Source organism: Vibrio jasicida CAIM 1864 = LMG 25398, from assembly GCF_000400365.1.
Taxonomy (GTDB): Bacteria; Pseudomonadota; Gammaproteobacteria; order Enterobacterales; family Vibrionaceae; genus Vibrio; species Vibrio jasicida.
The window spans coordinates 115,736-129,958 of record NZ_BAOG01000039.1 but is presented as its reverse complement, the minus strand read 5'-3'; the positions used below and the strand labels follow the sequence as shown (position 1 = coordinate 129,958).

The 14,223-nt window shown below is 43.6% G+C and carries 20 protein-coding genes; 15 read left to right on the top strand and 5 right to left on the bottom strand.

Annotated elements, in window-relative coordinates; translation table 11 throughout:
• Positions 1 to 102: 102 nt before the first annotated feature.
• Both VJL_RS11550 and VJL_RS11545 read left to right on the top strand, forming a co-directional pair.
• Positions 103 to 567, top strand: coding sequence for a GNAT family N-acetyltransferase (locus VJL_RS11550; RefSeq protein ID WP_038878040.1), 465 nt, complete (start codon positions 103 to 105; stop codon positions 565 to 567).
• Positions 568 to 632: 65 nt separating this feature from the next.
• Complete coding sequence (locus VJL_RS11545; protein WP_005440716.1) at positions 633 to 983, top strand: DUF3147 family protein; 351 nt, start codon at positions 633 to 635, stop codon at positions 981 to 983.
• On the opposite strand, the gene VJL_RS11540 is transcribed toward VJL_RS11545, so the two are convergent.
• Entirely contained in the window at positions 970 to 1,809 is an 840-nt protein-coding gene (locus tag VJL_RS11540) for an AraC family transcriptional regulator (RefSeq protein ID WP_038878038.1), read from the bottom strand. The genes VJL_RS11545 and VJL_RS11540 overlap by 14 nt on opposite strands.
• 110 nt (positions 1,810 to 1,919) lie before the next feature.
• Here VJL_RS11540 and VJL_RS11535 point away from each other — a divergent pair, with 110 nt between their 5' ends.
• From VJL_RS11535 to VJL_RS11510, 6 genes are all read left to right on the top strand, one after another.
• A complete protein-coding gene (locus VJL_RS11535) occupies positions 1,920 to 2,396 on the top strand; it encodes a YHS domain-containing (seleno)protein (RefSeq protein ID WP_038878036.1) in 477 nt (158 codons plus the stop codon).
• A 324-nt stretch (positions 2,397 to 2,720) separates the two neighbouring features.
• Positions 2,721 to 2,972: a YceK/YidQ family lipoprotein gene (locus tag VJL_RS11530; protein WP_005440710.1), complete on the top strand. Its 252-nt coding sequence runs from the start codon at positions 2,721 to 2,723 to the stop codon at positions 2,970 to 2,972.
• A 132-nt stretch (positions 2,973 to 3,104) separates the two neighbouring features.
• Positions 3,105 to 3,854 carry an acid phosphatase gene (locus tag VJL_RS11525; protein WP_038878032.1) on the top strand — a complete coding sequence of 250 codons (750 nt, stop codon included), beginning with the start codon at positions 3,105 to 3,107 and terminating at the stop codon, positions 3,852 to 3,854.
• 210 nt (positions 3,855 to 4,064) lie between these two features.
• Positions 4,065 to 4,886: an alpha/beta hydrolase gene (locus VJL_RS11520; protein WP_038878030.1), complete on the top strand. Its 822-nt coding sequence runs from the start codon at positions 4,065 to 4,067 to the stop codon at positions 4,884 to 4,886.
• Between the two features lie 185 nt (positions 4,887 to 5,071).
• Entirely contained in the window at positions 5,072 to 5,575 is a 504-nt protein-coding gene (locus VJL_RS11515; protein WP_038878028.1) for a YgjV family protein, read from the top strand.
• A gap of 62 nt (positions 5,576 to 5,637) precedes the next feature.
• Positions 5,638 to 6,120: a tetratricopeptide repeat protein gene (locus VJL_RS11510; RefSeq protein WP_038878025.1), complete on the top strand. Its 483-nt coding sequence runs from the start codon at positions 5,638 to 5,640 to the stop codon at positions 6,118 to 6,120.
• 46 nt (positions 6,121 to 6,166) lie between these two features.
• Here VJL_RS11510 and VJL_RS11505 read toward each other — a convergent pair whose 3' ends face one another.
• Positions 6,167 to 7,498, bottom strand: coding sequence for an MFS transporter (locus tag VJL_RS11505; protein WP_038878023.1), 1,332 nt, complete (start codon positions 7,496 to 7,498; stop codon positions 6,167 to 6,169).
• Between the two features lie 113 nt (positions 7,499 to 7,611).
• Positions 7,612 to 8,403: a CLCA_X family protein gene (locus VJL_RS11500; protein WP_038878020.1), complete on the bottom strand. Its 792-nt coding sequence runs from the start codon at positions 8,401 to 8,403 to the stop codon at positions 7,612 to 7,614.
• Between the two features lie 284 nt (positions 8,404 to 8,687).
• Here VJL_RS11500 and VJL_RS11495 point away from each other — a divergent pair, with 284 nt between their 5' ends.
• A complete protein-coding gene (locus VJL_RS11495) occupies positions 8,688 to 9,692 on the top strand; it encodes a metal-dependent hydrolase (RefSeq protein WP_038878019.1) in 1,005 nt (334 codons plus the stop codon).
• A 16-nt stretch (positions 9,693 to 9,708) separates the two neighbouring features.
• Here VJL_RS11495 and VJL_RS11490 read toward each other — a convergent pair whose 3' ends face one another.
• A complete protein-coding gene (locus VJL_RS11490; protein WP_038878017.1) occupies positions 9,709 to 10,101 on the bottom strand; it encodes a hypothetical protein in 393 nt (130 codons plus the stop codon).
• Between the two features lie 252 nt (positions 10,102 to 10,353).
• On the opposite strand from VJL_RS11490, the gene VJL_RS11485 reads away from it, so the two are divergent.
• The 5 genes from VJL_RS11485 to VJL_RS11465 all read left to right on the top strand — a co-directional run bounded on the left by VJL_RS11485 (position 10,354) and on the right by VJL_RS11465 (position 12,856).
• Complete coding sequence (locus VJL_RS11485; protein ID WP_038878015.1) at positions 10,354 to 11,040, top strand: glutathione S-transferase; 687 nt, start codon at positions 10,354 to 10,356, stop codon at positions 11,038 to 11,040.
• Between the two features lie 198 nt (positions 11,041 to 11,238).
• The gene (locus tag VJL_RS11480; protein ID WP_038878013.1) at positions 11,239 to 11,430 is read left to right on the top strand and encodes a hypothetical protein; all 192 of its coding nucleotides are present in this window, start codon (positions 11,239 to 11,241) and stop codon (positions 11,428 to 11,430) included.
• A 112-nt stretch (positions 11,431 to 11,542) separates the two neighbouring features.
• Positions 11,543 to 12,001 carry a hypothetical protein gene (locus VJL_RS11475; RefSeq protein WP_009704523.1) on the top strand — a complete coding sequence of 153 codons (459 nt, stop codon included), beginning with the start codon at positions 11,543 to 11,545 and terminating at the stop codon, positions 11,999 to 12,001.
• A gap of 237 nt (positions 12,002 to 12,238) precedes the next feature.
• Positions 12,239 to 12,676 carry a hypothetical protein gene (locus VJL_RS11470; protein ID WP_005440697.1) on the top strand — a complete coding sequence of 146 codons (438 nt, stop codon included), beginning with the start codon at positions 12,239 to 12,241 and terminating at the stop codon, positions 12,674 to 12,676.
• Positions 12,677 to 12,856, top strand: a complete 180-nt coding sequence (locus VJL_RS11465; protein ID WP_038878011.1) for a DUF1289 domain-containing protein — start codon at positions 12,677 to 12,679, stop codon at positions 12,854 to 12,856.
• Positions 12,857 to 12,865: 9 nt separating this feature from the next.
• Here VJL_RS11465 and rcnR read toward each other — a convergent pair whose 3' ends face one another.
• Positions 12,866 to 13,138: a Ni(II)/Co(II)-binding transcriptional repressor RcnR gene (gene rcnR, locus VJL_RS11460; protein ID WP_038878009.1), complete on the bottom strand. Its 273-nt coding sequence runs from the start codon at positions 13,136 to 13,138 to the stop codon at positions 12,866 to 12,868.
• A gap of 525 nt (positions 13,139 to 13,663) precedes the next feature.
• Between rcnR and VJL_RS11455 the strand changes: the two genes are divergently transcribed.
• Positions 13,664 to 14,215 (top strand): DUF6795 domain-containing protein, encoded by a 552-nt coding sequence (locus VJL_RS11455; RefSeq protein WP_038878007.1) that lies wholly within the window; start codon positions 13,664 to 13,666, stop codon positions 14,213 to 14,215.
• The last annotated feature ends 8 nt before the right edge of the window (positions 14,216 to 14,223 follow it).

The window sequence follows — 14,223 nt, the reverse complement described above, 5'->3', positions numbered from 1 at the left end:
GTTATTGCTTTGAAGTGCAAGTAAAAAGTCGGCATGATGTTTAGCAATTCAAAACGAGCTGCATAAAAAAACACTCGCACACCTAATCTGACAGGAATAAACATGTACCAAGTTTTAAACGTGAATGAATATCCACAGGGTGTGGAAGTGTGCATTAAGTACATCCATACAAAGTGGGGTTCGGAAGACAATTACGCGTACTTTGAAAATGCGATTCTGCATTCAAGTAAGGAAGAAGACGCCATCCCTCAGTTTTATGTGTTGGTCACTGAAGGTGAGATTGTTGGCTGCTTTGGCCTGATCATTAATGATTTCGTCAGCCGACATGATTTATATCCTTGGTTGAGCTCTTTGTTTATCGAACCACAACATCGTGGCAAACGATTGAGCGAATTGCTGTTTAATCATGCATTGAATGCTGCTAAAAGTATGGGCTTCCAAAGCCTTTATCTAACGACTGACCACGATGGTCTTTATGAAAAATTTGGTTGGGATAGAATAGAGGACGCTTACGATCCGTCTGGTTATGTGACAAAGGTGTACCGTAAGTCTTTAGAAAACATCTAGAATCAACTGGAGTAGGTTTCTAGAATGTCGATTAATTAGTGTCCGAAGTAAGCAAGGAAGCGAAAATGCTATGGATTGTGACAAAGTACTTAACCACCGCCGCGATTGTGGTTCTCATTTCTGAAGTTGCGAAGCGAAGTGATAGGTTAGGGGCGCTCGTGGCTGCATTGCCAACCGTGACCATATTGGCGTTGGTATGGATGTATATCGAAGGGCAAGGCACAGAGAAGCTGTCTAACCACGCGTTTTATACCTTTTGGTTTGTTGTACCAACATTGCCAATGTTTCTTCTTTTCCCTTATCTACTGAGCAAGTATTCCTTTTGGATTACCTTGCTGATTAGTTGTGTTGTATCCGTAATTTGTTTTGCGATAACGAATTTGATCGCAAAACAATTTGGTATCAACTTGCTTTAAGCTCGTCTTCCTTTTGGCTTTGTATCCATTGGCGAGGTGACATACCAGATACACTTTGGAAAGCACGAGAAAAGCCCGAGTAGCTGTTGTATCCCACCTCGTCAGACACCCAGTTGAGCGGTTTATTTTGCAGTAATAAAGACTGGGCGACGGATACACGCCATTTTTGTACATAATCTCCAGGAGTCTCCCCAACGGCTTGTTTGAACGTCTCAATAAACTGAGTACGAGACATGGCCGCCAATGATGCCAATTCATTAAGATGAAAATGACGGGCAGGGAGCTGATGAATGGCGGTCATAACGGGAGCTAGACGTGGGTGGGCGAGCGCAGCAAACAAGCCGTGTTCAATTTGCTTTTCCTCGATAAGATAACGAAAGATCAATGCCATTAAGGTATCGCTCAGCTTATCCAATAAAAACTCTTGTCCGATGCCATTTCCCCTTGCTTCCGAAGACAGCATATCCAAGACCGGAGTTAGGCTCGGCACCGCATTAAAAGGGATAACGACGACATCCGGCAAGACAGACAATAGAGGGTTGATCTGCCCACCTCGATAATCCACATTGGCGCAAACCAATTCTGTTTCTTCGTTTCCTTCAATTCTATGCGGCGTATTGTTTGGCAAATAAATGATGCAAGGCTCTGTTAGCTTTTTAGCCTTCTCATTTGCGCTTGTCAGTATCAATTCGCCAGCATTCAAAACATGCAAATGGCCTCGGTTACTGTGCTCTGCTTGGAACGAGGAGATGCCACACAAGTGTCCAGAATAGAAAACACCTGTGCGTATTGAGAAATGCTTCATCAGCTGTGACAACAGATCCATGTTACCTCCGAACGATTCGCGTACTTTTTTGGTCTTTTGTCCGTTTATAGACCGGAAGAGTTAGCTAATTTATTCACACACGGCAAACAAACACAGACAAGGAGCTTACTATGTCACGCATTAAATCAACTGGTCGAAAACTCACTTTAATGACCGCTTTACTCGGAACCAGTTTTTCACTGATGGCTGCGGATGTAGGCATGAGCGTTGATGTAAATGATCTCGCTATCAAGGGCTACGATCCGGTGGCTTACTTCACGGATAATGGCCCGACTCAAGGAAAGGCCGAGTATTCAGCTACGTACAACAATGCGATTTATCACTTTGTGAATGCTGCAAACCGAGACCAGTTTAAAGCTGATCCTCGAGCGTATGCGCCGCAATACGGTGGTTACTGTGCATTTGGTGTTGCGATGGGCAAAAAGTTTGAAACTGACCCAGAGGCATGGAAGATTGAAGGTGGCAAACTGTACTTAAACTTGGATAAATCGGTACAGAAGCGCTGGCTAGAAGATACGCAAAGCTTTATTCAAGATGCCAACACCAACTGGACAACGATTAAAGTTGTTGATGCAGATAAGCTGTAACGGGCGTAGTTTTTATCCTTTCCTCACATATTCAAGGCGAGCCAATTGGTTCGCCTTTGTGTATTGGCTCGAGGGAATGGACGTTTATAAGTTGTTATTTACCCAAGGTAGAAGCGATACATTTGTCACGAAAATTGATTTATTCTCAATCAAATTAGTTAGATGGCTTGTTTTATAAATGCAGGTAGGATTACTGTTGTCGAATAATAATTTATATCAATAACAATCAGTTGGAATCTATCGGACATGAAAAACAATCTTCTCAAAAAACTTCAAGTACTCACCGTTATTGCAATGGCTTCTTTGACGGTAGGATGTTCATCTATGGATGCACATGCTAGGGGTGGTTACGGTAAACCATTTTCCGGTACGGCGTTGTCGGTTGCGCGCCAGCCGTGCTTCTTGGATGGTTCAGCCGTGTCTTACGCTCTATATCCTATTTCTTTTGTGGATATGCCTTTGTCATTGGTTACTGATGTTGTATTCCTGCCTGCTGATTTAATCATGTTATTTACTCCAACGACCAGCTACGGCAGTGTTTTGTCACAAGGTTGCCCAAGTGGCAGTATGATTTAGTTGCTTTGCTTCATTCCATTATTAACTTTTAGGAATAATCGTTATAACTTCCAGCACTAAAGGGCTGCGGATAATATTGGATTCAGTTGTTAAGAATATTCCTACAAACCTTTAATTCTGGAGGGAAAGCAAATGAAGAAAGCTCTAATTTGCGTAGCGCTAACTTTGCCTGCATTTCACGTGTTCTCTGCACCAACAGACATCAATTCGCTTGAACGTATCGACTACGGAAACTATCAGTTTTACCAACCATACATTGAAACGGTACACACGGTAGATTTGATTGCACCGCCACCAGCAGAAGGCAACAAACAAGATCTCGAAGACAAGCGTGTGGGTGCTATCGACTTTTCAGTTGATGACCCAACGAGAATGGCTCAAGCGACACAAGACGCGCGTATTACTCCAGAATACTTTGCCAAGATTTATGGTGATGTATTGGGCGTGAAGATTACTAAGGAAGACACCCCAGCGATGTATACCGCTTTAGGACGTAGCATTGCTTCTTTTGGTCTTGCGACATCTGACTCTAAAAAGCACTACAACAAAGCGCGTCCATTTGCGGTAAACGGCTTACCTTCTTGTACACCTTATGCCGAAGACTACCTATCTAAAGACGGATCGTACCCTTCTGGTCATACAGCATCAGGCTACGGGGTTTCACTCGTTGCGGCAGCAATTGCGCCGAACAGTGCAAAAGCACTGACAGAGAGAGGTGCGGATTACGGCTACAGTCGAGTCGTTTGTAACGCTCACTGGATGAGTGATGTAGAAGCAGGGCAAAAAGTAGCGCACATCGTGTTTGATAAGCTAAAGGCAGATAAACAATTTGCTGAGGACTTACAAGCTGCGCAACAAGAGTACATTGCGCTAACCCAATAACGATAAATCGATACAGGTACAGGCGGCCACAGTGCCGCCTTTTTCATTTTGAGCGCTTTACTTATCTACATCACCGAGAACGCCTTCATGGGATAGGTCGCCAGATAACTCTACTTTGCCAATTTGCAGGTTTTTATAAAACAGACCTTTTGTTGCAGGGTGAATTCGTTATGATGAATCCTAGTTCAGTAGTCGAAACGCGAGGGTTGTGTGTTAGTAGAACAGTGGATAGACATCGAAGGCGACAAGTTGTATTGCTTGTCCACGCCAATCATAGAATCTCAAGAAACATTAGTGCTTATCCATGGTTTGGGGGAATCACATTTGTGCTTCGCCGATGCACTGGATTGGCTACCCAACTACAACCTAGTCATGTTTGATTTATGTGGTTATGGTTATTCTCCAGCTTCCGACATATCACATGCAACGGATGTTCAAGCCAAACGAATTTTAAAAGCTTTAGAGCAGTTAGATATAAAACAATGCTTCCTTCTGGGGCATTCTTGGGGTGGTGATACATCAACTCTAGTGTGTCACTTCGACAGCAAAGGCGTCATACGCGGTTTCATTAATGCTGAAGGTGGATTGCATGAGGAGAGTATTATCCTATCCCAAATCATCGCTGAGCATTACGTGAAACTGAATAAGCCTGAATTCCAAGCGTGGGTCAAAGGGGAAGGTTTTGCCAAGCGCTTTGCGATGTCTTGGAAGCATGGAGCAGGTATAAAATACCTTTCGTCATTGAGACGATGTGAACCAATAGTATTAGGTGAAACGGCCAGTGAGATTTACGCACAACACAGTACAAAGGATGAAAGAGGTGTTGTGGAGTGGGGGCAAATCTATGAGAACTTATCGATTCCAAAAGTTTATTTTTGGGGAACACAGAGTTTAGCGGGATGCCATCGCGCTATCGATTTTATCTCTTCGATTAACAATGTTGCATTTGAAGGTGCCAACCATTGGGTTCAAAACGATCCTAAGACTTTTTATGTCGAGGTCGATAAGTTTATTACTGCGACAGTGCGCTAGTATTATTTACTGGGTCGTGAAGCCTTGAAAGAGGCTTCTCTTCATCCGTTTTGTTCGAATTTAATACGCCATACTTGTGATCGACGTTCACATTTATCTATCTTGTAGCACGAAGATGGTGGTGTCAGTTTTAAGTCGATCATACGCTGCGTCAGTTGTAAGAATTTGTAACGGTGGATGTAAGTATGGATGCGTTTTTCTTGTCACAGGTACTCGTAGCAATTGCCATTTGCTTCGATTTGTTGTCGTTTCAATTTAAAGAGAGAAAGAAGATTGTTGCCAGCTTATTCTGTGCGGGCGTTTTAATATCAAGTCACTTTGCATTATTAGAACAATGGACAGGGGCTTCTTTAATGGGTATCGCTACTTTGCGTTATCTGACCAGCATCTTCTCTACATCTTCAAAGTTAAAATACTTCTTCTGCGGAGCGTCTGTCATTGCAACGGCGATGACGTTTACCGGTGTGACGAGCATCGTGAGTTGTTTTGGTTCTGTCTTTCAAACAGTGGCGGCATTTCAAGAGGATGATCGTCGCTTGCGTCAGCTGATGATTGTCGGCACATCCTTCTGGTTGCTTCACAACTACCTTATTGGCTCACCAACAGCCGTACTAATGGAAGTCTTGTTTATCTCCAGTAATCTTGTCGGTTATTACCGCTACTATGTTAAGAAACCTGAACTGGCATGATGATGTGATTTAATGTATCTATGTCATAAACACACGATATATAAACGCCGAGGGAGAAGGTGATGGAATCGATCATCAAGCAGGCAATCGAGTTGCGTAAAGCATCAAAGTTTCAGGAATCTAGAGCGTTACTCACTCCGTTATTAAGTGATGAAAACTACGCTGCAAAAGCACACCTGCATATTGCTTGGTCATACGACAATGAAGGCAAAGAGCAAGAGGCTATTGAGCACTATACGGCGTCTGTTGCGGGGATACTTACTGTAGATGAAAGGTTTGATGCCTTATTTGGTTTAGCGAGTACCTACCGTAGCCTTGGAAAATACCAAGAAGCACGGAGTTACTTTGAGCAAACCATAAACGAATACCCAAATTCGCTCGAAGTTCAGCCGTTTTACGCGATGTGCTTATATAACCTCGGTCGCCATAAAGAAGCCACGTCGTTGCTACTAGAGTTGCTGCTTTCAACCACGAACAGTGAGGCAATTAAAGAGTATCAGCGTGCGATATCTCTGTATGCAAAAGACTTAGACAGAACGTGGTAGAAGTAGATAGTTAGTGGAACAGTAAACAGACAATGGAACAGGCGATCTAGAAGATCGCCTGTTTTTTATCTTTGATATAGAAATAGACGCTGATAGCGATGAACAAGAATGTGAAATAGTAGAAGAACGAAGACAGCGATGCGATAAAGTCGATGTGTTGTTCTATTTGTGCCTCGGTGTAGTTTTGCGAGAGCAGTTTGTAGTAGTAGGCATAGAGCATACCTATCAAGCCGTAGCCCAAGTTGAACATCAAACCTTTGAAGCTTAATACCGTCGCTCGGTTGTGAGATTCTGTTTTCTTGTTTAAGTGATAGCTGATGAAAATGTTCATCGTCATGATAATAAAGATCAGAATCAGCGCAGGAATTACTCCGTATATTGACCAGCCTAAGCTTATCCAATAGTAGGTTGCCATCGTTGCGATGCCCATGACTAAAATGAACGTCTTCGGTGCCATACTCTCTGCCAAACGACGGCTTTGGCCAGCGAAGATAATCTGCAAGAGACTAATACCAGCGCCGATTAAACCAAAGTAGATAATTGGAATATCAATCGCACGGTAGTACTGACTGTTCATGGTCAAAAACATTCGTGAAGTGTGCTCGAACAAACTGTAGTAGAGCAGAATGAATAGTACGTAAGGCGTAGATAATACCCACTTGGCGGTGTTGAGTGTGAGCTTCATGCTGGCCATGGTAGAAGCCAACTTGCTTTCGCTGCTTGGTATTACCTTTTTCTCTTCTCTCATGCTGAATGCGGCGTAGATGGCGATCAACGCAACAAACAAAGTCGCGTAAACAGGGATGCGCATGATGTCTTGCGTGGTTTCTGGCTTGTCGAATCCAAGGAACTGATACACGTTGGCCATAAAGTTCACGTCGTACATGGCAGCGCCTACAAGTGTGACCACAATCCCCACGCTAGAGGCAATACGAAGTTGAATCTGCAACACTCTCGGCCACAATTCCTCTTTGCCTTGCTCCTTTAATGTGTCGTAAGCCAATGCCTCATCTGCGCCACTTGCTAACGCCATTGCTAAGCCGCTCAGCACTCGGTTAATCAAAAACACAACGAAAACAAAAGTGGGATTCCCAGTAGGGACAAAGGCGATCATTGCGATTTCGATGAACATGACGATGGACGACAGCACCACCAGTCGTTTTCGCCCTAAGGTATCGGCAAAAGCGCCAGAAGGGACTTCCGCAAGTACAATCGTCGCAGCCCAAACAACATTGAGCATGGCGAATTGAGACAGCGTTAATCCGTAATCCAAATAGAGCAGCGTGAATACGGGGTAATAGAAGCGCGCAAAGTAACTACTTCGGAACATGAGGAAGCAGCGAACGTTACGGATTTTGAGGATTTCTTTCAGCGTCATGAAACATTCAGCAATATGAATAACATAACGTTATGTATAAACCTTTTTTAGATTGATGGGAAAGGTTTGTGCTTTGAAATCGCGAGATTTTCTGAATAGTCGCTATTCCTTAGCTAACGACTCAACGCATCACCCAGTGGACGAAAGTACGCTTGAAGCGCTTCATATATAGCGTTTCTGTGTGCGATATCTGGGTAAAGAGGCAGGGTGTCAGGCTTCGTTGTGCCAGAAACTAGGTATGCGTTTTCAATGCCAGAACAAGACTCCACAACGGCTTCAAATGCTCGTGCCATCATCTCGGTGGGTTGTGAAAAGTAGCTTGAACCCATCGCTTGGTCTGCTTTTACACTTCGGGATACATAGTCATGTCGATCTTGGCCATCTGGCGTGAGCAATGTGGCGTCAAATATCTTCAGTAATCGCTCGTTGAGTGGGTGCGGGAAATGATCGGCATTTTTCAGCCAGCAATCACTCGCAAATAAGATTTGGCGTTGTGGCCCTGAACGATCCCCAATGTCGAAAGCTTTCTCGGCAATGTAATGGTCGAACGCGTGCCAAAACTCATGAGCAAGCGCTCCTGCACCTGCGTTCTTTGCCAAGGCTAATTCACGTTGATTCGGAGCGTAATGCGCTTGAACGCCTTTGCGGCCGCCAGTACCAAAAGCAAGGCTCAAATTACCACGAAGTCCAATCGCCGAAGGCGGTAGCGCAAGGATGTACGCTAAGTCTGCGAGAGAATCGAATATTAAGTTTGCTGCGAGGTCTTTTTCTTCTTTGTTCACCCACTTACCAATACGAATTCCGCCGATGCCAAATGTTTCTTTGATGTCGACAAACGACACTTGGTCGCCATGGCGATAATCAGGGCCTTTACGCGTTTTGTATTTAAAACTGGTTAACTGCAAGACATGCCTCGAAGTGGTGCTGAAGGAGTGGAAACTTATACTCAAAACATAAGACGACAGATTATACCGCAATAGAAGGCAGAGTCAGAGATTTCGTCATATCTCGTTTTACGCAGGCTCGCGAACTTGTCCAATCCATCTACACTAAAACTAACACTCGTTTTATTCGCTTTGATTTTCAATAGCTTTGATGTGATTCCACCCAATGGGTTTGAGTCATCGAAATACGGATATTTTATGTGGCAAACATTTCTGGTTTTCAAGCATGATTGGGAGATTTCGCCGTGGACCCGTTAACGCAAGGGTTGGTTGGGGCGTCATTGTCTCTATCAGTAAGCAAAAAACAGCACTTGGTGGCGGCAGGTGTCCTTGGAATGCTTGCTGGTATGGCTCCAGATTTGGACATATTGATTCGCTCTTCCAATGATCCGCTGTTGTTTTTGCAATATCACCGACAGTTCACCCACTCGTTGCTGTTTATTCCTATTGGCAGCTTACTCTGCGCTTTTGTTTTCTATCCGCTTTTTGCTAAAAGGCTTGGTTTATCGTTCACACAAAGCTGGTGGTATTGTGCGCTCGGCTGTGCCACACACGGTTTATTGGATGCGTGTACCAGTTACGGCACTCAGCTTTTGTGGCCGTTTACCAACGAGCGGTATGCGTGGAATACCGTTTCTGTTATTGATCCTGCCTTCACGCTTCCTGTTTTAGTAGGCGTCGTGTTTGTTCTGTTGAAACGTAACCCTTGGTATGCACGAATCTCGATAGTTTGGGCGTTTGCTTACCTTACGTTAGGTATGATTCAAAGAGAAAGAGCGGAAGAAGCAGGATGGGAGCTTGCACAAGCAAGGCAACATGCTCCAGTGCGCTTAGAGGCCAAACCTACGTTCGCGAATAGTTTGGTTTGGAAAGTCATCTACGAAGCCGAGGGCCAGTATTACGTAGACGCCATAAGAGTAGGGACTGCGACCAAAATCTATACTGGAGAATCGGTTGCCAAACTGGACATCGGGAAAGACTTCCCTTGGTTAAGCTCAACATCGCAGCAGGCCTTAGATATTGAGCGATTTCGTTGGTTCTCTGATGGCTTTGTCGCGCGTGATCCGGACGATGAAAAGCGCATTATAGACGTGCGTTACTCAATGGTTCCAAACCAAATAAAAGCCTTGTGGGGCATTGAGCTTTCGCAATCTGCTGATGAAAACACCCATGCCGCCTACACAACACATCGAGACACTTCCCAAGAATCAAGACAAGCATTTATCGATATGCTGAAAGGCAATGACTGAGGGTGACTCTGCGTCATTAAGCGCACTGAAAGTCTTTAATCAATGTTGGCTTTTTGGAGAAGAAAAGTTTGCTAAACAAGGATTTGTATTCCCATCCAAGAGACAGCAGTCTTTTCGCTAGGTTCTTGTTTTCAATGATGGCAACTTCAACACCTTGATAGTGATACGGGTTGTTTCTTACGTAGTTGATAAACGCGGTTAAAACCCCTTGGCCACGTACCGAAGGATCAAAGTTGATCGACACAATGGAAAAGCGCTGACTCCCGATAGGACAACGGACAAAGCAGTAACCCAACGGGTGAGTAATGGTTTCTGAAAACTCAGGGAAAGGGCGAGATTCAAAGTCCTTAGATAACTCATCGTATTGGTTACAGAGGTAATGAAAAAGTTGTTTCGCTTCGTTGTTCATAATGGTGTTGCTTTGTATTGCTGGATTTCACGGTAATTTTAACCACAGCCCGCATCACAAAATGCGGTGAACTTTTTTCAAATTGATTTCCTCTTTTTGAAAGTAATGTTATTTCAAATGAAGATTCATGGTTTCTATATGGAATAGAAAAAGCAGAACTTGCTACTCTGAAATTGAAATGGTTAGAAAGTAAAATAGTTAGAAGAGACAGTAATAGATAGAAGCAAAGGCCACGGCTTGATGGAACTAAATATGACGAACGGTACGGCACCCATTCTTTATTCTTTGCACAATTGCCCCTACGCGATTCGTGCAAGATTTGCGTTGCTCAAAGCCCAGCAATGCGTGCTTATTCGTTCTATCAAGCTCGATAACAAGCCATCAGAAATGCTAGAGGTATCGCCGAAGGGCAGTGTGCCTGTACTAGTCATTCCCAAGCGTTCTCAAATGGACACTACACCTCAAAAACAGATACTTGAAGAAAGCTTAGACATTATGGTTTGGGCGCTTTCTGAATGTGACCCGAATGATCTTTTGGATAGCGATCATCCAGAAGCATTGCCTAAAATGCTCGAAGTGATTGGAGAGTTTGAATCGCACTTTGTACCCGCGATGAACGCTTTTGGCTGTGCGAAGCGTTACCATGAAGATAATGCAGATGAACTGCGTAAAAAGTGTGAAAGGGAACTCATCACGCTTGAGTCTCTTTTAACGCAGCACTCCTTTTTGTTTACGGAACGAGAAAGCTTGGTCGATATCGCAATTCTGCCTTTCATCCGTAAGTACGCACGTATCGATAAACAATGGTTTAGACAAAGCCCTTACCCAAAACTAAAAGCATGGCTGAATGGTTATATTCAAAGTCCTCAGTTCTCCAAAGTGATGAAAAACTATGACTTGTGGTTGGACACTCGGGAGGATCAATACTTAGGCAATTAAGCGCTGTTCTTAAGGCTATTTGGGCGGAATCGTCGAGCGCATCTTCACTTTTGCAATATTAGCTTACTGCCTCATCCATTGACGATCACACCTACGACGCGCATCCTTTTACGTTCACTCAGGGCCAAGGCTCTTATTTCGCAAACAACTCGATAGCTGCGTTTAGTACGCAGTGCTTGAATTTAAAAGGTAGCGCGTATGAACAAGATTGTTATGTTGGTGATGGGGCTGCTTTTTACCAGTCGGTTGTTTGCAAGTATTGTCCCTCACGCAACCCAACTTGAACACGATGCGCCTATTCTCCTTCGTTCTGTGCTGCTCGTCGGTGTCGCAGGCTTCCTGATCTGGAAAGTGGTTCAGTACTTCCAGAAAAGCAAATCCTCAGAGTAACGCGCTGCTACTAGACTTTATCTGCACATCCAAACAAATAAAAAGTGGTAATTGAAATCACAGCCCTTAGAATGCGCAAACTAAAAGTTAATAACAGATGTAGAGTGATTTTATGCTTCGTGATTACACATTCGATTGTCTTGTGACTATGCCGCGCCATGAATTGGAAGAGTTTAGCGCTCGCATGATCAGTAAAATGGTGCCAGAAGATGTGATGAACGAACTGTTTACCTTCGACCAAGAAGAAGTAGACAGTGAAGACCGCATGTTGTCAGCGCGCCTAGATGCGATGTTACGCATGACCGCAATCGCACTAAGTGAAATTCAGCAAGCGTTTGATGATTCTGACAACGCGAAGCAAAACAGCGAACGTATGACGCGTCTTGTGCTTTGGCACTTCTACGCAATTTCATTCCGTCTAGAAGAAGCAATCACACTTGAAACGCACTGTGAGCAAGTAGAAAAGCTTCTACAAAACACGCCGACAGACGTGTTCGCATGGGTGAAGACGCTAACAGAGCTTCTACACACGTACGCGGAAATCAACGCGAAGGAAAACCCAGAAGGTTAAGTCTTACTGGGGATAAAAGATATAGCATGAAAGGCGAGCCAACTGGTTCGCCTTTTTCGTTTGTATTTTTAAGTGGCTTAAAGCTGCATGTTGGATTTGTTTCCTTGGAGTTATAAATAACGTCATTACTCTTTCTCCCGCGTCCCACCCAAATAACCACATATACTAGGGGGTAGTATTATATACTGGAGGGGAGTATAGTTTTTAAAAACATAACTCACTGGGAAGTGTCACTGTATGAAAGACGTAAAGGGTGTTTTTCGTAACCTAGAAAAAATGCTGCAAAATGCGAATTGGTTTGAAGATGGTTGGGAAATTTATAATCGAGGAGAGTACCTGCAGCTGTATAAGCAAAACTGGTTCAACGAAAACCAAGGTGGTGTGCATTTCGAAACGTATATCGAAGGGCCTCAAGTTAAGCAAAAAGCCTTTCCGATTTGTATGCATGCGGAAGAAGACTGTCCATCCCAAGCTGAATTTGTACGTCAATTCAAAGAGCTAGAAGGGAGCCGTATTGCTGGTTGGAAAGGGTATAAAACACTGGATAACAGCTATGGTATTTGCCAGCGAACGCTGCCGCTCAACTTTAAAAACCTAGAACAACGTTTGTTTGAAGAGTTCAACCGACTGCGTGCGCTAGAAGCAAGCATCGACAAGGTGCTGGATAGGTTATAAATGAAAAAGCAGAAAAGCCCTTGTATTGATGTATGTGATTTCTCCCATAACAAAGGGTGGTGCGCTGGGTGTGGAAGAACGCGAGAAGAATGTAAGGCTTGGAAGTCGATGAAGCCTTACGCCATCAATGCTCTCAAAAAAGATCTGCAAAAGAGAATGTCTCAAATGAAAGCTCAGTAAAACTGGGCTTTATTTAATGTATGAGTCGATAACTTTAATCACCACGTCCATATCCGCTTCTCGTTGTTCTTTGTCTTCCTCTAGAACAAGGTGCTCATGTAGATGGCCTTTGATGACCTCTTTCATCAAACCGTTTACCGCGCCTCGAATCGCGGCGATCTGCTGCAACACGTCCTGGCACTCTTGCTCTTCATCTAACATCTTTTTAAGACCGTTGACCTGACCTTGTATCTTGCTGACTCGGGCCGTTAGCTTTTTCTTATCTTTGGCTGTATGTGACATAGCATCTGTACTCAATGTAATTGGCAGGAGAGAGGAGTTAGTCGGTAATGTAGCACCGAATTTATACTGGGGGGTAGTGTTTATACTAACGGGGGTATATTTGCGATGAATTGTTTAAAAATAAAACCCGCTAAATTCAGCGGGCTTTATGGAAGGTTACTCTAGGTGCTTAAACTGCAACGCGACAAGGCGCTGATAGAGTTCGCAGCTTTGCATTAACGACTGATGGTTGCCAAGGTCAATCAACTCGCCGCCGTCTAACACCGCAATTTTATCGGCGTGTTGGATTTTCGACAGACAACACTATTCCAAAGATCTATGTAGTCCAAAAATTAAGAATTATTCAAATGAAGATGCCTCTAAAGTACATCTGCATTGATAGTACAGAATGTAGTATATAGTATCATCTCAAGTGCAACTGATTGGTTATGTGGTGTGATGCGTATAATTGAGAGTCCCTCATCGCAAGTGCTTGTTATTTTCCTCTTATCTTTTGCATTTGAAGCCTATGGATTGGAGAGAGAAATGTTTAAAAAGGAAACCGTCGAGCTATTTCCAGCAGTAAGTGGACGGATCACTGACAATGGCAAACCGTTGGTTGGTATTAAGCTGAAACGAAGTTATGAGTTTATCGATATAACGGATGGTGAGATTCACGACTATACAACAACCGATAGTGAGGGGCACTTTAGCTTTCCAGAGCTAACTATACAATCACTTCATGCTAACAACCCATTGAGAACCAATGTTATTTGGCAAGGTATTCGTATTGACGCTAATCGAAACAATACGAATAAGGATGAAACTTACCTTTGGGATGCAAACTCTCGTGGTGTAACACATAACTCTTATTTTTCTGAAATGCTCTCGGAATTAAACTGTGACTTAGCTAACGAGGAAGAAATTGTTGATATTTACAACTCTGATTTTCCAAGTGGGGTAGTTAATTACACGATCGTAAGCATCTGCAGGTGGCCTGTTCGCTCAGAAATAGAGAAAAAGAAAGCTGCTGATATTGAAGCGTTTGGTGAACTTCAAGATCTAGAAAAATACGGCAACATTAATGGACTAATTTAAGGGATTAA